Origin of the sequence: Vaginella massiliensis (assembly GCF_900089075.1) — a bacterium.
Taxonomy (GTDB): Bacteria; Bacteroidota; Bacteroidia; order Flavobacteriales; family Weeksellaceae; genus Weeksella; species Weeksella massiliensis_A.
This window is the reverse complement of record NZ_LT593747.1, coordinates 644,138-664,251: the sequence shown is the minus strand read 5'-3', so window position 1 is coordinate 664,251 and position 20,114 is coordinate 644,138. Positions and strand designations below refer to the sequence as shown.

Sequence of the window (20,114 nt, the reverse complement as noted above, 5' to 3'; positions counted from 1 at the left end):
TTGTACGCTTAGCCAAGATTTCTAAAATAATTTCTCAAAATCTCGGCATTAGGAATTCGCATCGTGTCGATTTCAAGAATTTTTGCGCGTCCAGAATCCTGATAAAATGCAGCCATCGTTTCATCAAATCCTTCTAAATCCTCAATCAGCCAATAATCCAACCCAAAAGTTTCTGCCAAACCATACGCTTTGATGTGGTGCTTGGTTTCGAAAAATTCTTCGACCACATCGGTTTCATTTGGCCCAGGAATGAAACGGAAAATATTTCCACCGCCATTATTGATCAGGATGATGCGTAGATTTTTGGGTAAGTATTTGTTCCATAATGCATTAGAGTCGTATAGAAAACTGATGTCACCCGTGACCACAACCGTTAGCCGATTGCTTACCATACAAGAACCAACTGCGGTAGAAGTCGAGCCGTCTATACCGCTTGTTCCTCGATTGCAGTAAATATCGAGATGTGCAGGATGATCGAAGAGTAATGCGTATCGAATTACAGAAGAATTTCCATAATGGATTACCGCATTTTCTGGATAGGTAGGAATAATTTTTTCAAAAACTTTTAAATCAGAATAGTTTGTTTGGTCTAAAAATTCTTGGTGTTTTTGTTCTTTTTGAATTCTGATGTCGTTCCAATCGTTGTAATACGCCGATGTTTTTGGATTGATGTAATGGATGAATTCACTCAAAAATTCATTTTTATCGGCGATCAATTTTTTATTCTGCAACTGAAAGGTGTCGGGATGCCAATGCTCGTCTAGGTGCCAATGTTGTGCTGGACGGTGATTCCTGAAAAAAGCTTTGATTTTTTTCGATACGATATTTTGTCCTATGGTGAGTAAAATTTCGGGTTTCAAAATTTCCAATTCCTCTTCAGACAGCGAAAAAATTAACTGATCTATTTTGTTGATGAAGCGAGGATGGTGCGTATTCGACGTAACTTCTGTAAGAATCACCACCGAAGGATCATCGGCGTATTTTATCATCAAATCATTGAATATGTCATCTGGCGAATGCAATCCGATTAAAATTATTTTTTTCGAAGCCGTGTTCCATTCGCGAGCTAAAGCAAAAATATCAATCTCATCGAATTGTCTTTTGGGTATGTTAATATTTTCGAAATCAATTAATTGCTCTGTTGTATAGCCATAAAAAGGTTCAGAAAAAGGCATGTTGATATGCACCGGACCTTGATGATGAATGGCTTTGGTAATGGCATCTTTTAGCTTCAACATATTTTCGGTGAGCGTTTCGGTATCGTCCAACTCACTCAGTTGAGTATTGTAATAGCTATGTGATTGGTAGAGGTCTCGTTGCCGAATGGTTTGCCCATCGAACTGATCGACAAACAATTCTGGTCGATCTGCTGTAAGTACGATAATCGGCACGTTTTGATAAAAAGCTTCGGTAATTGCAGGATAATAATTGGCAGCTGCCGAACCCGATGTACAACAAATCACCACAGGTTTTTTCAATCTTTGTGCCATTCCCAGCGCAACAAAAGCTGCAGAACGCTCATCGATTATAGAAAAGGTTTCGAATCGTTGGTCGTTTGCAAATTGCATGGTCAATGCACCATTACGAGAACCTGGTGATATTACTATATGCGAAATGCCAGCTGCAGCAAATGTTTCTGCAACCAATTGTACATTGAGGAGATTGGATTTTTTTTTCAAATCGTTCGATTCTAGATTAAAAAAGGTTTTGACGATACAAATGTACCAAATCAAAACCTTATTGTGTTATGATGTAAAGGAGTTTTTAGGTATGCAAACCACCATCGACACTCAATACTTGTCCGGTAACGTAGCTCGAAAGCTCAGACGCCAAGAAGATACAAGCATTGGCAACGTCTTCTGGCTGTCCGCCTCGCTTCAATGGAATTCCGTTTCGCCATTCTTCAACTGTTTTAGGATCAAGTACTTCGGTCATTTCGGTTTCGATAAATCCGGGTGCAATCACGTTGCAACGAATGTTGCGAGAACCCAATTCTAAGGCAACAGATTTCGAGAATCCAATAAGTCCGGCTTTCGAAGCGGCATAATTGGCTTGCCCAGCATTTCCTTTGATTCCGACAATCGAACTCATGTTGATGATCGAGCCTTGACGTTGTTTCATCATGGGTTTGATGACTGCTTTGGTGAGGTTGAATGCGGCATTCAGGTTGACTTGAATAACTTTTTCGAAGTCTTCTTTCGACATTCTCATCAACAAATTATCTCGCGTAATACCCGCATTGTTGACCACGATATCGATTCTAGCGAATTCTGCCAGAACATCTTCGACCAATTGTTGCGCAGCATCGTAATCTGCCGCATCTGACTGAAAACCTTTGATCGTTCCATAGTTTCCTAATTCATTTTCCAAGGCTTGTGCCTTTTCCACCGAAGAGGCATAGGTAAAAATAACAGTTGCGCCTTGTTGTACGAATTTTTCGGCTATGCTTTTCCCAATTCCACGGGTTGCACCGGTGACAATGGCAACTTTTCCTTCCAATAATTTCATGTGTCTAAATAATTTTCAACGAAAATAAATATAAAAAATAAAACCGACAATTACGCCGGTTTTGAAAATATTCTTGTTTTAAAATTATAATTTGAAAGCTTCCTTAATTTTATCGACAAAATCTAATTTTTCCCACGTAAACAATTCAACCTCCATTTTGATTTCATCTACGCCATTGGCAGATTTGAAGGTTTTGTGAACGGTCTGAGGCTCACGTCCCATGTGACCATATCTCGCGGTTTCTTTGTAGATAGGATTGCGCAATTTCAAACGTTGTTCGATCGCAAATGGTCGCATATCGAAAAGCTCCGAAATGATTTTTGAGATTTCGCCGTCGCTCATGCCTACTTTTGCAGAACCTTTGGTGTCGACCAATAAAGATACTGGTGCTGCTACCCCAATTGCATAGGATACTTGCACCAAAACCTCGTCAGCAACTCCTGCAGCAACCAAGTTTTTCGCAATGTGGCGTGCAGCATAGGCAGCAGAACGGTCTACTTTAGACGGGTCTTTACCAGAAAAAGCACCACCACCGTGCGCACCTTTTCCACCGTAAGTATCCACGATGATTTTTCGACCAGTGAGTCCAGTATCACCATGTGGGCCACCAATCACGAATTTCCCTGTTGGGTTGATATGATAGGTAATATCCTCGTTGAATAAATCTCTGATGTGGATTGGTAAGGATGCTTTGACGCGAGGAATCAAGATGTTGACCAAATCGTTGTAGATTTTCTCTTGCATGGCTTGCTCGTTTGCAAAATCGTCGTGCTGCGTAGATATGACGATAGTATCTATTCGAACAGGTTTGTTGTTGTCATCATATTCTATGGTTACTTGTGCCTTGGCGTCTGGACGTAGATAGGGTAGAAGATCGGTTTCGTTTTTGCGAATGTTCGATAATTCTTCCAACAATTTATGAGACAAAGCCAATGCCAACGGCATGTAATTTTCGGTTTCGTTGGTGGCGTATCCGAACATCATTCCTTGGTCGCCGGCTCCTTGCTCTTCTTCTGTAGATCGCTCAACACCTTGGTTGATATCTGGTGATTGCTCGTGTATGGCCGATAAAATTCCGCAAGAATTTGCATCGAACATGTAGTCGCTTTTCGTGTACCCAATCTCGGCTATGGTATCTCGAGTTACTTTTTGTAAATCGATGTATGATTGTGATTTTACTTCTCCAGCTAATACTACTTGACCTGTAGTCACCAAAGTTTCGCAAGCTACTTTACTCATCTTATCGAATGCGATGAAATGGTCTAAAATAGCATCGGAAATCTGATCTGCAATTTTATCTGGATGCCCTTCTGAAACTGATTCTGAGGTGAATAAATATGACATAATGAATAATTATTTTTTTGAAAATAGAAGGGAAGACTATTCTGGTTTAGCGCTTGTTTTATGAGGTTGCAATCAGACAAATCTTTCCTCCCTGAAAATTTTCAGCAAATATAAGGTTTTCCAAACAAATTGTCGATGCTCTGAAAAATATTATTCAGAAATTGTTCGTTTACAGAATAAAACTCTGTTTTGCGAGTCATTATTTTAGTCAATATAGAATAATAATCTATAAAATAGCGTTCTTAGTTGTGAAATATTAATAAAATGATTTTAATTTGTTATACAAATATCAACGATCAAACTTAAACACAGATGAAAATAGATGAAATAGATGCAAAACTTCTTGATTATCTGCAAGAAGACAGTAAAATCACCTATAAACAATTATCAGATAAGTTGAACTTATCTTCTACTGCAATTCACGAGAGAATCAAGAAATTAGAAAAAAATAAAATAATCGACAAGTATGTGGCGATCATCAATCGCAAACTCATCAACAAAGAATTGTTGGTGTTGAGCCATATCAAACTCAAAGAGCATACGCACGACAATATTAAAGCGTTTGAGCAAGATATTTTGAAAAGGAAAGAAATTCTATGTTGTTACCATGTAAGCGGCGATTACGATTATATCATCAAAATGGCTTTCAATAACATGGACGATTATCGTGAATTTATGGTAAATGGATTGACCAATATTCAGGGTATTGGTAGCACGCATAGTACATTTGTGATCAGCGAATTGAAAGACAGTTTGGCTTATCAAGTAAAGATATAATTTGATTATTAACTTAATATATAAATGAAAGAAATAGCAGTTTTTGGAGCAGGTTGCTTTTGGTGTGTAGAGCACGTTTTTGGATTGTTGAATGGCGTAGATGAAGCAATATCGGGCTATGCAGGAGGTAATGTAGCCAATCCGTCTTACGAAGATGTTTGCACAGGAAATACAAACCATGCCGAGGTGGTGAAAATTGTTTTCGACCCCAGTGTGATATCGTATGAGAAACTTTTAGAAATTTTTTGGAATGTACACGATCCAACCCAACTCAATAGGCAAGGGAATGATGTGGGGACGCAATACCGATCGATCATTTTTTATCTTTCCGAAGAACAAAAAAAGTTGGCAGAACAGTCTAAACAAAAATATGAAGCCTCTGCAGAAGTGAAATTTACCACGCTTATAGAACCTTTGAAAGATTTTTATAAAGCAGAAGATTATCACCAACAATATTTTATAAATAACCCCAACAACCCTTATTGCCAGTCGGTTGTGAGCGAAAAAGTGAAGAAATTTTTAATAAAATACAAAGAGTTGTTAAAAAAATAATCGATTTTTATAATAATGGTATAAGTTTTGATTATAATATTGAAACCAACTATTTATATAAATCTTAAATCTTTTATATTGCTTTTGCCTTTGTGGTGGAAGCAATATTTTTTTAGTTCGACTTCCAAAAATAAGGCGTGAATATGATTAGAAATGTGAAAATTTCTAATCGCCCGATAATCATCAGAAAACTACACAATAGTTTAGCTGCATCGGTCAAGCCTTCCATATTATTCGCTGGACCATAAACTCCAATGCCAGAACCAACATTGCTTAGTGCCGAGGCAGAAACAGACAAGCTCGAGATGATACTTTCGTAATCCTTCACCAAATTATCATTCAACAACGAAAACAAAATAGAACTAGATATCCAAATAAACATGTACATGACAAAAAAAGCGAGGATGTTGTAAACTATTTTTCGGGAGATAGCCTTCCCGCCATATCGTACCGGAATTACGGCATTTGGGTGTAACAGTCGCTTGAATTCGATTATGCTATTTTTCAGTAAGATGATTTGTCTTATAATTTTTACACCACCAGCTGTAGAGCCCGCAGAACCTCCAACAAAAAATAATGAAAAGAAAATAAGGGTAACGAAAGGCGTAATCATCGTGTAATCTGATACAACAAATCCAGTGGTAGAGATGATAGACGTCGTATGGAAAAATGCAAAACGTAATGCCTTCTCTAAATTGTAAAAACTGAACGTCTCGTTTTTGTAATAATGAAAATAGGTAACGAATGCAACAATGATGCTGATCATTGCAACTAGTACAAGATAGGTTTTGAACTCTTCATTTTTCCATGCCTGTCGCCACTTCAATCGCGATAGAAAATACAATATAATGAAGTTGGTTCCAGACAACATCATGAAAAATGCGAGGATGTATTGAATCAGCACATTATTTCGCCAATAAGCAATGCCGTTATCTTTGGTCGAAAAACCTCCAGACGATAAGGTGCTGAAAGAATGGTTAACCGCATCGAAGAGGTTCATACCTGCAAAATAGAGCAAAACAACCTCTACAAAAGTCAGCATGATATAAATGAACCAAAGATTCTTGGCAGTGTCTGCGATTCTCGGATGCACTTTGTCTGGAGAAACTCCACCAGTATATTCTGCCGAAAACAATTGCATACCACCAATCCCCAAAATAGGTAAAATCGCAATGGTGAGCACAATGATGCCCATACCGCCAATCCAATGCGTGAGGCTTCGCCAAAACAAAATACTTTTGGGCAGGTAATCGATATTGTTGAAAATGGTAGTGCCTGTTGCCGTGTAGCCAGAGACGGTCTCGTAGAACAAATTCAGGGTGGTGATTTCGTTTGAATAGTAGACCGATAAGGGCAAGTTGGGAATAGAAAAAAAGTAGGGGAGTGTGCCGGTAAGAATGAGCAAAAGCCAGCCTACCGAAACAATTAAATACCCCTCACGTTTGCGTACAACGCGCAAGGTTTTTTTGGTCGAAAAATACATCGATCCGCCAATGGTACCCGTAATGATTGCCGAAAACAAAAATCCAAGGCTCAGCCCGTCTTCCCAGATTAAGCTGAAAATAACACACAAAAACATGAAAAATGTATTCATCAGCAATAGAATACCACTCAGATAGAATACAATTTTGAAGTTGAAGGTTTTCATTGAAAGTATTGTGTTACTTTTTTCAGAGCGTTGGGTAAAGAAAAGATGATGACATGGTCGTGTTTTTCTAAGACAAAATCAAGAGTGGGGATAATGGCTTCACCTTTGCGTACAATACCACCTATCACCGCTTCTTTATTGAAATTTAATTCAGAGATGGTTCGATTATTGGCTTTGGAATATTCTTCTACTCGAAATTCCAAAACTTCGGCATCCAAATCAGAGATCCCAAAAACATCCAAAACTTGTCCTTTTCTGATGTATCGGAAAATGCTATCGGCCGTCAAAAGTTTTTTGTTGATAAAGGCACTGATTCCGATTTCTTGACTCAGGTGGATGTAATCGATATTTTCGACCAATGCAATGGTTTTTCTTACGCCTTTAGATTTTGCCAGTAAGCAAGACATGATATTGGTTTCAGACGAGCCTGTAACCGCGATGAAAGCATCGGCTTCTGCAATGTTTTCATCATCCAACAAATCGCCATCGCTACCATCGCCGTTTATGACCAAGATATTAGTAAACTCATCGGCAAGGTCGAATGCTTTATTTCGATCTTTTTCGATAATTTTTACATTGTGTTTATCTTTTTTAAGAAGTAGAGCGGTTTTTCTGCCTATGCTTCCACCTCCGAGTATAATGGTGTTTTGAAAATAATCTTGTTTTTTTCCTAATAGTTTGTACAACTCAATGGTTGCATAATTTTTAGAAATAAAATAAACTTGATCGTTGATTTTGAATTCGGTTTCTTCTTCAGGAATCAAGGTTTCGTAGCCGTTTTTAGAAGAAAAACGAATGATGGCAATGGGCATAAAAAGTCGCTCTGCGCCACCTTTTGCAGTTAGATAAACTTCTTTAAATTTCTTACCGATTATTTTACAATCTTGATCCAATACCGTTCCAAATAAATTAACTAATCCGTTGTCGAACGAATGCATTTCGTTAAAAGCCGATTCGTCTATTAGATTCTTTATTTCGTTTGCTGCCAACGATTCGGGGGAGATCAGCGCATCGATCCCGAAGCGTTGTACTGCTATTTGGTTTTCTCGTTGTAGATATTCTGGGTTGCTGATACGTGCTATGGTGCGTTTTGTTCCCATTTTTTTGGCAATCAGTGCGCTGGTAAGGTTGGTGTTTTGGAGCTGACTTACCGAGATGAACATATCGGCACTCTCTACATCGACCTCGCGAAGCGATTTGAAGGAGGTGACATCGCCTCTGTAGGTAAGAACGTCTAATTGATTTTCGATGTAGGTTAATCGATCTTTATCGGTGTCCATTACAATAATGTCGAGTCTTTCGTTGGACAAAAGTTTTGCCAAATGGAAACCTACTTCGCCAGCACCACCTATGATGATTCTCATATTAGATTTTTTCTTCTTTCTGACCCATCAGCATCAGAAAAGATTTAAGAAACTCGTCTATTTCGCCATTCATTACCGCATCTACATTCCCAGTTTCTGTTCCGGTTCGAACATCTTTTACGAGTTTGTACGGATGCATGACATAATTTCGGATTTGCGAACCCCATTCGATCTTCATTTTATTGGCTTCGATTTCGTTCCGAGCTGCCATTTTTTTATCGAGTTCTATTTTGTATAATTCCGATTTCAACATTTCCATCGCACGCTCGCGGTTTGCTAATTGCGAACGTTCTACTTGGCAAACAACTACAATTCCGGTAGGTTTATGGGTAAGTTGTACTTTGGTTTCGACCTTGTTTACATTTTGTCCTCCCGCACCACCAGAACGCGAAGTTTGCAATTCGATATCCGATGGGTTGATTTCGATTTCGATGGTGTCGTCTACGATAGGCGAAACATATACCGAGACGAAACTCGTATGTCGTTTGGCATTGCTATCGAATGGTGAAATGCGAACCAAACGGTGTACACCATTTTCACCTTTGAGCCAACCAAAGGCATAATCTCCTTCGATCTCTAGGGTTACGGTTTTTACGCCGGCTACATCACCAGCCTGAAAGTTGAGTTCTCTTACTTTGTAACCGTGACTTTCTGCCCACATCATGTACATGCGCATCAGCATGCTTGCCCAATCGCAAGATTCGGTACCGCCAGCGCCCGCAGTTATTTGTAATATCGCACCCAGGTTATCTCCTTCGTCTGATAACATATTTTTGAATTCGATGGCTTCTAACAGCTGTAATGCCTTCTCGTATTGGGATTGGACTTCTTCGTCTTCTACTTCTCCCTCTCGATTGAATTCGATGAGCACTTCTAGGTCGTTCACTGCCGATTCGACTTGTTCAAAATCTTCTACCCACTTTTTTTTACCGCGAAGCGTTTTCATAAAAGCCTCCGCAGCTTTCGGGTCGTTCCAAAATTCTGGTGAAGCAGCTGTCTCCTCTTCGTTCGAGATTTCGATGCGTTTTTGCTCGATTTCTAAATAGGTATATAGATCGCTCGTCCTTTTTTGTAGGTCTTTGAAATGGTCTGTATTAAACATAGTGCAAATGTAAAAAAACCTTTCTATTTATAATCTTACTTTGTACTTCCACTCGATAAATTTAAAGAAATTGTAGAGTTTGTATTCCAAATTCAATCCGTAATCTTTGGTGTAATCATAATCGATATGTACCGCATACAAATCTGAGTTGTACAGAAATGGTTGTGCGTGCCGGCTGTTCCATTCCGATACGTAAAGGGCATTTTTGTTTTTATAAAATTGTTTGGTAAAGAAAGTTTTGGGTTTTGCAATCGAAATTAAAAACGTTTCGTATTGCGGATCGAATACAATAAGATCATATTCGCCGTCTTCGTCTGCTTCAAATTTCAACTCGTTTTTTTCAGTCACGGTGTTCGAAAGTTCGTGAGTTGGGCTGCAGCCGAAAATGCTTGTGCATAATATGAGGATAAGAATAGGAAGTCTCATTCGATTAATTTTGATTAAATTTAAGCAAAATTTTTTAAAATGAAATACCAAGTTTTGCATAATGCACGTTGCGGAAAAAGTAGAGCGGCTATTCAATATTTAGATGAGCATCATGTTGATTATGAAGTAAGAGCATATTTGAAAGACCCATTGAGCAAATCAGAACTGCATCAGCTCATCAAACTATTAGGATTAAAGCCTATTGATTTGGTCCGAACGAATGAAAACGAATGGAAAGATCATTTCAAAGGAAAAGATTTATCGGATGATGAAATTTTAGAGGCAATGGTTGCTTATCCCAAACTCATTCAGCGACCAATCGTTGCGACATCTCAGGCAGCAGTAATCGCCAGACCAATAGAAAAATTGACCGAATTTTTGAAAGAAAATTAATCGACTAGTTGTCGTAAAATCTCGATTACCCCATAATCGTTATTAGATTTGGCAGTGTACTTTGCTTGCGCTTTCACAAGCGGATGCGCGTTGTCCATCGCATAGCTATAGGTGGCGTTTTGCAACATTTCGAGGTCGTTGAGGTAATCGCCAAAAACCAGGGTTTCTTCGGGCTTTATGCCAAGTTTTTTTTGTAGGTTTTGCAAGGCATTGCCTTTATTGGTTTTGACATTCATGATATCTATCCAATACGGTCCAGAAACCACTACTTTCAATTGTTCGTGATTAAAATTTGCCAATGCTGGATAGAGGTATTCTTCTGCATTTATCGGATGATGAACAGCAATTTTGATGATGCGATCATCTTGCAGGGCAGTCAGAACGTCTTCTACCAACTGATTTTGATAATAAAATTGTGCAAAAATTTGTTTGAAGTTTTCCTCTTTACTTTCTACATACGCATGTTTTGCGCCACAAACCACAATGTTGGCTCCAGATATTTTTCTTATTGCAAGAATGATGTCTCGGACTTTTTGCTGGCCCAATTCATCGGTAAACAAAACCTCGTCTTTGTAGGTAACATAACTTCCGTTTTCTGCAATGATGGCAATTTCGTTTTTTATAGGCTCGAAATAATGCAAAATACTGTAATATTGTCGTCCGCTTGCAGGCACAAATAGGATGTTTTGAACTTTTAATTTTTCGTATAAATAAAAAAAATCTGGATGCAATTCGTGCTGATCATTCAACAATGTTCCATCCATATCCGAAACAACCAATTTTATTTTTCCTTTCATATTTGTATAAAAAAAGCCTCGTTGAGAGGCTTTAACCGATTTAGTTTTTAATTTTCTGTTTCAAAGGTGTGTTGCGCAATTCCACTGGTTTTCTTTCGTTTTTTCGCATTCTCAAATTCAAAAATTCTACGAGCATAGAGAAGCCCATTGCGAAATAGATATAACCTTTTGAAATATGCTGATCGAAGCCTTCTGCGAGTAAAGATACACCAATTAAAAGTAAGAAAGACAACGCCAACATTTTTACGGTTGGATGCTTGTTTACAAAATCACTGATCGTTGTTGCCGAAAGCATCATGATGAGTACGGCGATGATTACCGCAGCAATCATAATTTCGATATGTTGCGACATGCCAACTGCGGTAATCACAGAATCTAACGAAAAAACAAGGTCTAAGATCAGAATTTGAATAATCGTACCTGTAAAAGAATGTGCCTTGACATCGGTATTGTTTTCTTCTTGTCCTTCTAATTTATGATGAATTTCGGTGGTCGATTTATAAATCAGAAACAAACCTCCGATAAGTAGGATGAGGTCTCGACCCGAAATGGCTAATTTTTCTAACCAGTCTGCATCGTCTATTCCTATCAAATGTCCGAGGTTGAAAATAGGAGCAGTCAACGACATGACCCAAGTGAGTGAAAAAAGCAAGCCAACGCGTAGAAACATGGCAAGTGCCAAACCCAATCGTTGCGCTTTTTTTTGCTGATGTTGTGGAAGTTTACCCGATAAGATCGAGATGAAAACGATGTTGTCGATTCCCAGTACAATCTCTAGTAGTGTAAGGGTGCCTAAAGCGATTAATCCTTCGGCTGTCAAAAAGATACTAAAATCCATGAAATTGATGATTAGTTTACAAAGATATTATTTTTATCAATCTTAATTGAGGAGATGTAAAATTTAAATATAATTTAAATTTCGAGTGTGAAACATGCGTACATTTGATAAAAATATAGGGCATGATTTCGAAAACCCAACTGCGGTTGCAATTCTTGGTTTTATTGTGGGGATTTACGGGCATTTTTGGTAAACTGGTTACCATTTCGGCTTTGCCAATGGTTTGGTTTCGTATGGGAATTGCTGCCGTGGCGATTTTTTTGTACCTGAAATTTAGACGAGTAAAAATCGAAGCATGCAAAAGTCAATTGTTGAGTTTTGTAGGTATAGGATTCATTATCGCTTTTCATTGGTTTGCTTTCTATTTATCGATAAAAGTTTCCAACGTTTCGGTGGCATTGAGTACCTTGTCTATGGGTGCTTTATTCACCTCGTTTTTAGAGCCAATTTTTTTCAAAAGGAAAATAGATGTTCAAGAGGTGATTATCGCCATTATTGTGAGCGTTTGTGTTATGATGATTTTTCAGGCAAATCCGCACTATGTGTTGGGGATAGTGTTGGGAATTTTCACGAGTTTTTTATCTGCATTGTTTTCGGTGCTGAATGCAAAAGTTCAGCAAAATAGTGATCCAATCAATATTACTTTATTCGAAATGTTGGGAGGTTTTGCATGCATTACGTTGATGATTCCTATTTTTCAACCCAACGCAATTCAAGAAATTGCCACGATAAGTTGGGCGAATTTCGGATGGCTGGCTTTGTTGGGGATTGTTTTTACAGCATTTGCCCAGATCGAAGCGGTTGATTTGCTCAAGTACATCAGTCCGTATACGATTATGCTCAATGTAAATCTAGAACCGATCTATGGAATTGTTTTAGCCTACCTTATTTTTGGCGATTCCGAACAAATGTCGCCTATGTTTTATTTTGCAACCTTGGTGATGATTTTAGCCATTATAGTCAATGGAATTTTGAAACACAAAAGAAGAGCAAAGCGTTTGAACAAATGATTAGATTCTTAATTTTTTTTCGGATGTTTTTCCAACGATAATGCCGTATAAATTGCTCTTGTTTTTTATCGACCATTTTGGGTATTCGTTTTTTAGCTGCCATTAGATAACCCTTCATATACCCAAAAAAATACGAAATTTTACCTTTGTTGACTGCCAATTTTGCTGCGGCAATCATGCTAATCATCAGTCCATAACCCAGTGTATAGTAGGCTTCGCCTTGCTTTTGCAGCGCACCTTTGTTGTAATTGGCACCAGTGGGTTTCAGGTGTTTTACCTTCAAAGTAGGAATTGTTTTTACTTCCCAACCATTGTACTTTGCAAGTAATTCGTCTACGGTATCCCAACCCATTTGAGGTTTCAAACCGCCAATTGCATCAAATGTTTCTTTTCGATAGGCTTTGAAGGCTCCTCTAATATGATCTTTATCGGTGAGGCTTTCCAACTTCCATTCGCCATTTTTTTCGATATAGGCATGTCCGCCAACCATCCCAACTTTTTCGTTTTGCTCGAAAACTTTCAAGATTTGTTCGAAATAATCAGTCGGTAAATCCAAATCGGCATCCAGTTTTACAATCACATCAAACAATTTATCCAACAGTTTATAACCTTTTTCGAAAGCTAAAATCACTTTGCTCCCAGGTTGATGTTCGTTGGTCGATTTTACTTGCAACAATTTTACAAATGCATAAGCTGTGGTGTATTCTTGCACAATCTCGGCTGTGCGATCGGTAGAATGGTCATCAACCACAATGATTTGATAGGGCAAAACCGTCTGATTCACCAACGAATTGAGGGTAATTCTGATGTATTGCTCTTCATTATGTGCCGGGATGACAATAGAATATTTCACCATCGATTATTTTTTGCGTTCGGCATAGATTGCATAATAACGAGGATAAAAATATCGAAGAATGGGTCTAAATCCTAACTTTTTTGCTGGATGCGTCCATTTGTGTCGATGTTTGATTTCCCAACCGGCTTTTTCGAGTAGAAAATCGAATTGCCAATCTTCGAATTCGTGGTAATGCACATCACGATCATCGTGCTTGTTTCGATATGCGGGAGAAAACCATAATTTGAGCGGAACCGAAACCAATAATTTATCGGCAGGTAAATTGGTCAAAACACCCAGCGGATTGACCAAATGTTCCAAAATTTCGAGTGCTGTAACAAATTCAACATCAAAATCTTGCAAAACTTCTGGATGAAAATCGAGGTCTTCACCCTTGGTATTTTCTACCCAATAGCCATGTTCACGCATCACATGCGTAAAAGGATTTTCAACGCCTACATCTAAAATTTTAGCTTGCGACGGCGCAAACTGTTGGAGCAATTTTAGGGTTTCGTTGTATCTTTTTTCGGGATAAACTTTATACATTTCGTACAAAGTTAAATCAATATTCGATTTTAATTCAACCTTAATTATAAAAAAATAAAGAATAATTTTGACGAATGAAATGGTATAGATTGCGAAAGGGAAATCGAGTGATGGGATACTCCAGGGAGTCAGAAGATGGCATTTTGTACAAGGCTTACAACGATTTTCATTGGCACAGCGAGCGATTAGAATTCGATCAAGTCGATATCTCGGTTGGTATAAAAGATAAAAGACATCGTGTGATATTTGAAGGTGATGTGGTTTTGTATTTGTTGAGAGAGTCACAAGGGTGGAGAAGAGGAATCATAAAATTCAATAATACTAATGCAGCAGTGATTGTAGATGAAGAATACGAGGTAGCAACTCCCATACAATTGTCAGACTATCGATTGTTCGAACACGAAAAGTTGGAGGTGGTGTCGCACGTTTTTTCTCACGGATTCGAATCACAAATAGATTTTTAACATTCCATTATTTTTAATTACATTTGAAAACAAGAAAAAATAGAACTATGTCTTACGGTTTATTAAAAGGAAAAAAAGGAATCATATTCGGTGCATTGGACAGCAATTCAATTGCCTGGAAGGTTGCAGAACGTTGCCACGAAGAAGGTGCAGAATTTATTTTGACCAATGCTCCAGTAGCGCTTCGCATGGGAGAATTGAACGCTTTGGCAGAAAAAACTAATTCGGAAGTCATTGGTGCAGATGCTACTTCGATGGAAGATCTAGAAAAATTGTTTGATGCAGCCATCGCCAAATTTGGTAAAATTGACTTTATTCTTCATTCGATTGGGATGAGTGTGAACGTAAGAAAAGGAAAACCCTATACCGATGTCAACTACGATTGGTTGACCAAAGGTTGGGATATTTCGGCTGTATCGTTTCATCGTGTGATGAAAATGGCTTGGGATAAAGATTGCCTAAACGTGGGAGGTAGTATTCTTGCGCTCACTTATATCGCGGCTCAGCGAGTTTTCCCAAATTACAATGATATGGCAGATAACAAAGCGTATTTGGAATCGATTGCGCGTAGTTTCGGATACTTTTGGGGTAAAGAAAAAGGCGTACGCGTTAATACCATTTCGCAATCTCCAACGCCAACCACAGCAGGGCAAGGCGTAAAAGGCTTCGGCGGATTCATCAATTATGCTGAAAAAATTTCACCACTTGGGAATGCTACTGCATTAGACTGTGCAGATTATTGCGTTGTGATGTTCTCCGATCTCACTCGTAAAGTGACGTTGCAAAACCTGTTCCACGATGGTGGATACAGCAACACAGGCGTTTCGCAAGAAGTCATCGAAAAATTTGAACCCGACGCAGAATAATTATAATCTAAAAAAATCCGTTTCTCTTTGAAACGGATTTTTTTGTTATGCCTTTACTTTGATGCTCCAAGTGAATGTGAATTTCGCCACCTCGTCGCCAGCTTCGTCTACACCAGTAGAGTTGAGTTGAAAACTTACTCCTTCTTTAGTGTCGATCGCTTCTTTTATTTTTGCATCAATTAATGCACCTTGATCGCAGGTAAAGACGATTTTGCCAACTGCTTTTTTAGAGAATGTAGATTCTTGATGAACCACTAAGGTAGAAATTTTCTCTCCGCTTGCCTGTACCTTAGTCAACAACATGAGACCAGTAGAAAGTTCTGCCGCCATCCCTTGAACGGCCCAAAACATACTGTTGAACGGATTTTGGTTTAGGAAATCGAGTTCGACATAGGTCTGTACTTTGTTGTTTTCAAAATTTTCTAAGCGTACTCCCGCAATCCATGCGATTGGAATTTGCGAAATCATCATCTGTTTGAAAAATTCTTGATTCATTGATTTTAATTATTTTATCGAGTTCATGATTAAAGTTAGCAAGATATAACTATTTTACTATTATTTTTGTAAAGGTTTAAAATTGATTTAATGACAGGAGTTATCATATTCTTTATTTTTCATTGGTACGCATCGCTTTTCTTTCAAACATTTTTTCATCATCGCTATGCTGCACACGGCATGTTCAAGATGAGTCCGTTTATGGAGAAGGTGTTTCATGTGCTATCGTTTATTTTTCAGGGTTCGTCTTACCTCAGTCCGTATGCCTATGGTGTAATGCACAGAATGCATCATGCTTATGCCGATACCGAAAAAGACCCTCATTCGCCAATTTTCGACAAAGATCTATTCAATATGATGTGGCGTACTCGATTGGTATACAACGAAATAGATCGTAACGAAGTAGAGGTTTTGTCAAAATTCAAAAAAGGCGTTCCAGCTTGGAGAGCTTTTGATAAAGTTGCCGAAAACAACATCATTCGTCTCATGTGGGCGGTGGTTTATATCTTGATATATATGAATTTGGGTGCTCCGCTCTGGACCTATTTTGTATTGTTGCCCATACAAATTCTCATGAGTCCGGTGCATGGTGTTGTGGTCAATTGGTTTTCGCATAAATATGGTTACCGCAATTTCGATGTCAATGACACTTCGACCAACCTGATTCCGATAGATTTTTTGATGTGGGGCGAATGTTTGCACAACAATCATCATAAATTTGGTGGACGACCCAACTTTGCTGTCAAAAAATGGGAATTCGATCCGATGTATCCTTGTATTTGGATGATGGAAAAGGTTGGGATTATCCAGTTCAAAAAAGGCAAATTGGATACCGATTATATGTAAAGATTTGAAAAAATTGAGAATTTAATACGGCATGGTTGATATAAATCATGCTTTTATTTATTAAATTAGCCACTCACTTTAAAATTTTTCTGATTCTCCGCAAACACACCTAATATTTTTAGTATATTAGCGCTCAAAAAGCAGGGATTATGAACATATTCAGTTTTACGGCTCATTTCGGTTCGGAGGAAGATTGTCGTTTGCATTTCAAGGAGCAGCGTGATAAGGAAGGGGTTGTCTGCAAGCGATGCGGGGGCACTTCCCATTATTGGTTACAGGGTAAATGGAGTTATGAATGCAAAGGTTGCCGTTTCCGCACCTCGTTGCGCAGCGGTACGATCATGGAGAGCTCCAAGCTGCCGTTTCTGGTGTGGTACAAAACGATGTTCCTGATGAGTTGCACAAAAAAGGGATTCTCCACCAACGAACTCCAGAAGCAATTAGGATTGAAGCGTTACGAACCGGTATGGGCGATGGTACACAAACTCCGCAGGGCGATGGGCAACCGGGATGCAAGGTATACACTGGAAGGGATGATAGAACTGGATGAGGGTTACTTTTCGGTGGCCAGTAAGGAAATCGAGCGAGGCAAGGGTACACGTGGCCGGGGAGCCGAGGGAAAGCAGAACGTTGCGGTGATGGCCGAAAGCACCCCGTTGGAAGATATCGAAACGGGCAAAAAGGAGAAGCATGTGCGTTATTTCAAGGCCAGGGTACTGGATAGCCATCAAAGTGAAGGAATCAACGGCGTGGTCAGGGACTGCATGGAGGATGATGCCATCGTATTTTCGGACAAAAGCACTTCTTACGTTGACATCTCCGATCTGGTGGAATTGCACGTCACCGAGAAATCAGACGCCAAAACCACCAAGGAAACACTCAAATGGGTGCATATCGCAATCAGTAATGCAAAACGGACATTGCTGGGCAACTACCATAAAATCAAAAGGAAATACTTACAGTTGTATCTCAACGAGTTTATTTACAAATTAAACAGACGGTATTTTGGAGACAAACTCTTTGACAGACTAGTAATTGCGAATATAACAGGTGCATAAACGGATAATCAGAAAAATTTTAAATCTTAAAAATGAAAAAATCTACTATTTTAACTGGATTGTTTTTATTTTTAGGTTCCTTTTCTATGGCTCAATACAAACCTATCGCAAAGGAAATCGTAAATCTAAAAACACAGAAAGCTACCTTTCAGAAGGTAAATTTATTTTCAAGTTCAACCAATTCGAATAAAAAAGCAACCGTAAAGGATGCACAATTTCTTACGCTTGATTTAGCGGCGTTGCAGAACTTTTCTAAAAAAGCTTCGACGAATATAGAATTGGTTTTGCCATACAATGGAAAAGAAATTGTTTTAGAATTGACCGAGAATACTCAAGTATTCGACAAGGATTTTAAGGTAACAGATGAAAATTATAAGGTTCATCACTACAAACCAGGAAAATATTACAAAGGGATAATCAAAGGAGATTTGAACTCTTTGGTCGGAATCAGCCTTTTCGAAAATGAGGTGATTGGCGTGATTACTTCTGAAGAATACGGCAACCTGAACTTGGGAGCGTTGACCAACGAAGATGGTACAATGAAGAAAAACGCAACAGAATATGTGATGTATTCTGATAAATTTTTGCCAAGAGAAGAATTAGGAGCGTTTTGTGGGGCAGATCAAGTATTAGAAAATCAAGATGTTGCGCACCATCATACTGCTGGCAAATCGTCTTCAAATTTTGACAACAATCGTATCCCAACCATGTATTTCGAGGTCGATTACAACATCTTCCAATATCGTCAAAGAAATATCGACAATGTGTTGGACTGGTTATCTGCGATGTACAACAACGTACAATTGTTGTATGCAAACGACGATATTCAAGTTGTGATGAGAAGTGTAATGGTTTGGACAACGCAGGATCCGTACCAAAATATCGGAACAAGTTCTTTGGCTTACCTCGAAAAATTTAGAAAAACGAGAGCTTCTTTTGATGCAAATGTTGGTCAATTGATAGGAGTAGATCCAGGTGGACTTGGTGGTATTGCGTATCTCAACGCTTTGTGTACATCCAACAATTATTCTTATTCAGACATTAATCATACTTATTACGATTTTCCGAATTATTCTTGGAATATCATGGTTATCACCCATGAATTCGGGCATAACTTAGGTTCTCAGCACACCCATGCTTGTGCGTGGAATGGTAACAATACAGCGATCGATGGTTGTTATACCTTAGAAGGAAACTGTGCAAATCCAGGATTACCAACGAACGGTGGAACCATAATGAGTTACTGCCATTTGCAATCTGTAGGAATCAACTTGAATAACGGATTTGGACCGCAACCGCGTCAAAGAATCATAGATTTCATCAACTCACGTACTTGTTTACCAACAGATTTGGATAATGTTTGTATTACCTATCATCCAGAATATCAGGTGACAAATGTTACAGAAAACGGCGCGACAATTCAGATCAATCTGACCAATAATGAAGTAATCGATTGGAATTATAAATTGTCTAGATATAACCAAGCAATTCCATCTACATGGTCTACACAAGAAAACTCTAATACATTTACATTCACAGACTTACAACCCAATACCTATTACCGTTTACGTGTCAGAAAAGCATGTGATACGACCAATCCATCTGGTGTAGACCTTATCTTCACCACAGCTGGAGATTTTTGTAATAATGATCTACAGTTTGTAGATTTCGGAGGCCCTAATGGCAACTATACTCCAAATGAGAATTGGACTAGAACCATTGTTCCTCATCAAGCTGGATCGAAATTGAAAGTAGAATTCACCTCTTTCAAAACAGAAGCAGGGAACGACATCATGAGAGTATATGACGGATTGAATACCGATGCAGAAGAATTATCACCATCGGCAGGTCTTTCGGGTAATTTGTCTACCAACTTACCAACTTTCGAAGCTACAAACGAACAAGGTGCATTGACCTTTAAATTCACCTCAGACAATGGTGTTCAGCTTAGTGGGTGGACTGCAAATGTAAGTTGTTCAACGCTGGGTGTAAATGATAATGCCAAAACGGTTGATTTCAGTTATTATCCAAATCCAGTGCAAGATGAGTTGAACTTTGTGTCTAAAGTTGCCGTAAAATCGATCGAGATTTTCTCATTAGACGGTAAAAAAGTTTTAGCTAAATCATTCAACAATGTATTTTCGACCAATATTTCGATGAAACAATTGCCTGCAGGTTCTTATGTAGTAGTTGTGAATTTTGATGGACGATCAACTTCATTCAAAGTTGTAAAAAAATAAGCATC

21 protein-coding genes are annotated in these 20,114 nt (G+C 38.6%); 9 read left to right on the top strand and 12 right to left on the bottom strand.

Annotated elements, in window-relative coordinates; translation table 11 throughout:
* Window positions 1–8: 8 nt before the first annotated feature.
* From menD to metK, 3 genes are all read right to left on the bottom strand, one after another.
* The gene (gene menD, locus BN8061_RS10475) at window positions 9–1,679 is read right to left on the bottom strand and encodes a 2-succinyl-5-enolpyruvyl-6-hydroxy-3-cyclohexene-1-carboxylic-acid synthase (RefSeq protein WP_068599598.1); all 1,671 of its coding nucleotides are present in this window, start codon (window positions 1,677–1,679) and stop codon (window positions 9–11) included.
* Window positions 1,680–1,764: 85 nt separating this feature from the next.
* On the bottom strand, window positions 1,765–2,508 hold the full coding sequence (gene fabG, locus BN8061_RS10470) for a 3-oxoacyl-[acyl-carrier-protein] reductase (RefSeq protein ID WP_068599089.1): 744 nt from the start codon (window positions 2,506–2,508) through the stop codon (window positions 1,765–1,767).
* A gap of 84 nt (window positions 2,509–2,592) precedes the next feature.
* Window positions 2,593–3,852: a methionine adenosyltransferase gene (gene metK, locus BN8061_RS10465; RefSeq protein WP_068599087.1), complete on the bottom strand. Its 1,260-nt coding sequence runs from the start codon at window positions 3,850–3,852 to the stop codon at window positions 2,593–2,595.
* Window positions 3,853–4,164: 312 nt separating this feature from the next.
* Between metK and BN8061_RS10460 the strand changes: the two genes are divergently transcribed.
* Together BN8061_RS10460 and msrA are read left to right on the top strand one after the other, a co-directional pair.
* Complete coding sequence (locus BN8061_RS10460) at window positions 4,165–4,629, top strand: Lrp/AsnC family transcriptional regulator (RefSeq protein ID WP_068599086.1); 465 nt, start codon at window positions 4,165–4,167, stop codon at window positions 4,627–4,629.
* Between the two features lie 24 nt (window positions 4,630–4,653).
* Window positions 4,654–5,181 (top strand): peptide-methionine (S)-S-oxide reductase MsrA, encoded by a 528-nt coding sequence (gene msrA, locus BN8061_RS10455; protein ID WP_068599084.1) that lies wholly within the window; start codon window positions 4,654–4,656, stop codon window positions 5,179–5,181.
* 112 nt (window positions 5,182–5,293) lie between these two features.
* On the opposite strand, the gene BN8061_RS10450 is transcribed toward msrA, so the two are convergent.
* The 4 genes from BN8061_RS10450 to BN8061_RS10435 are packed head-to-tail and all read right to left on the bottom strand — an operon-like array spanning window position 5,294 to window position 9,721.
* Window positions 5,294–6,829, bottom strand: coding sequence for a TrkH family potassium uptake protein (locus tag BN8061_RS10450; RefSeq protein ID WP_068599082.1), 1,536 nt, complete (start codon window positions 6,827–6,829; stop codon window positions 5,294–5,296).
* Window positions 6,826–8,193 carry a Trk system potassium transporter TrkA gene (trkA, locus tag BN8061_RS10445; protein WP_068599081.1) on the bottom strand — a complete coding sequence of 456 codons (1,368 nt, stop codon included), beginning with the start codon at window positions 8,191–8,193 and terminating at the stop codon, window positions 6,826–6,828. The genes BN8061_RS10450 and trkA overlap by 4 nt, the downstream gene beginning before the upstream one ends.
* Before the next feature lies 1 nt (window position 8,194).
* Entirely contained in the window at window positions 8,195–9,295 is a 1,101-nt protein-coding gene (gene prfB / locus BN8061_RS10440; RefSeq protein WP_068599079.1) for a peptide chain release factor 2, read from the bottom strand.
* Between the two features lie 27 nt (window positions 9,296–9,322).
* On the bottom strand, window positions 9,323–9,721 hold the full coding sequence (locus tag BN8061_RS10435) for a DUF6146 family protein (protein ID WP_068599596.1): 399 nt from the start codon (window positions 9,719–9,721) through the stop codon (window positions 9,323–9,325).
* Between the two features lie 39 nt (window positions 9,722–9,760).
* Here BN8061_RS10435 and BN8061_RS10430 point away from each other — a divergent pair, with 39 nt between their 5' ends.
* A complete protein-coding gene (locus BN8061_RS10430; RefSeq protein WP_068599077.1) occupies window positions 9,761–10,114 on the top strand; it encodes an arsenate reductase family protein in 354 nt (117 codons plus the stop codon).
* On the opposite strand, the gene BN8061_RS10425 is transcribed toward BN8061_RS10430, so the two are convergent.
* Window positions 10,111–10,911, bottom strand: coding sequence for a Cof-type HAD-IIB family hydrolase (locus tag BN8061_RS10425; RefSeq protein ID WP_068599074.1), 801 nt, complete (start codon window positions 10,909–10,911; stop codon window positions 10,111–10,113). The two genes, BN8061_RS10430 and BN8061_RS10425, sit on opposite strands and share 4 nt — an antisense overlap.
* A 40-nt stretch (window positions 10,912–10,951) precedes the next feature.
* Complete coding sequence (locus BN8061_RS10420) at window positions 10,952–11,749, bottom strand: TerC family protein (RefSeq protein WP_068599073.1); 798 nt, start codon at window positions 11,747–11,749, stop codon at window positions 10,952–10,954.
* 122 nt (window positions 11,750–11,871) lie between these two features.
* Between BN8061_RS10420 and BN8061_RS10415 the strand changes: the two genes are divergently transcribed.
* Entirely contained in the window at window positions 11,872–12,759 is an 888-nt protein-coding gene (locus tag BN8061_RS10415) for a DMT family transporter (RefSeq protein ID WP_068599071.1), read from the top strand.
* Here the strand turns inward: BN8061_RS10415 and BN8061_RS10410 are convergent.
* Together BN8061_RS10410 and BN8061_RS10405 are read right to left on the bottom strand one after the other, a co-directional pair.
* Entirely contained in the window at window positions 12,710–13,615 is a 906-nt protein-coding gene (locus BN8061_RS10410) for a glycosyltransferase family 2 protein (RefSeq protein WP_317038992.1), read from the bottom strand. The two genes, BN8061_RS10415 and BN8061_RS10410, sit on opposite strands and share 50 nt — an antisense overlap.
* A gap of 3 nt (window positions 13,616–13,618) precedes the next feature.
* Window positions 13,619–14,140 carry a class I SAM-dependent methyltransferase gene (locus BN8061_RS10405; RefSeq protein ID WP_068599069.1) on the bottom strand — a complete coding sequence of 174 codons (522 nt, stop codon included), beginning with the start codon at window positions 14,138–14,140 and terminating at the stop codon, window positions 13,619–13,621.
* 74 nt (window positions 14,141–14,214) lie between these two features.
* Here BN8061_RS10405 and BN8061_RS10400 point away from each other — a divergent pair, with 74 nt between their 5' ends.
* A complete protein-coding gene (locus BN8061_RS10400; RefSeq protein ID WP_068599067.1) occupies window positions 14,215–14,604 on the top strand; it encodes a YopX family protein in 390 nt (129 codons plus the stop codon).
* Window positions 14,605–14,651: 47 nt separating this feature from the next.
* Window positions 14,652–15,470, top strand: a complete 819-nt coding sequence (locus BN8061_RS10395; protein WP_068599066.1) for an enoyl-ACP reductase FabI — start codon at window positions 14,652–14,654, stop codon at window positions 15,468–15,470.
* 45 nt (window positions 15,471–15,515) lie between these two features.
* Here the strand turns inward: BN8061_RS10395 and BN8061_RS10390 are convergent, their stop codons facing one another.
* Window positions 15,516–15,965, bottom strand: coding sequence for a DUF4442 domain-containing protein (locus tag BN8061_RS10390; RefSeq protein ID WP_068599064.1), 450 nt, complete (start codon window positions 15,963–15,965; stop codon window positions 15,516–15,518).
* A 90-nt stretch (window positions 15,966–16,055) separates the two neighbouring features.
* On the opposite strand from BN8061_RS10390, the gene BN8061_RS10385 reads away from it, so the two are divergent.
* From BN8061_RS10385 to BN8061_RS10375, 3 genes are all read left to right on the top strand, one after another.
* Window positions 16,056–16,811, top strand: coding sequence for an acyl-CoA desaturase (locus BN8061_RS10385; protein WP_068599062.1), 756 nt, complete (start codon window positions 16,056–16,058; stop codon window positions 16,809–16,811).
* 149 nt (window positions 16,812–16,960) lie between these two features.
* Entirely contained in the window at window positions 16,961–17,869 is a 909-nt protein-coding gene (locus BN8061_RS10380) for an IS1595-like element ISBbi1 family transposase (protein WP_005807145.1), read from the top strand.
* Window positions 17,870–17,901: 32 nt separating this feature from the next.
* On the top strand, window positions 17,902–20,109 hold the full coding sequence (locus BN8061_RS10375; RefSeq protein ID WP_068599060.1) for a M12 family metallo-peptidase: 2,208 nt from the start codon (window positions 17,902–17,904) through the stop codon (window positions 20,107–20,109).
* Window positions 20,110–20,114 lie beyond the last annotated feature (5 nt).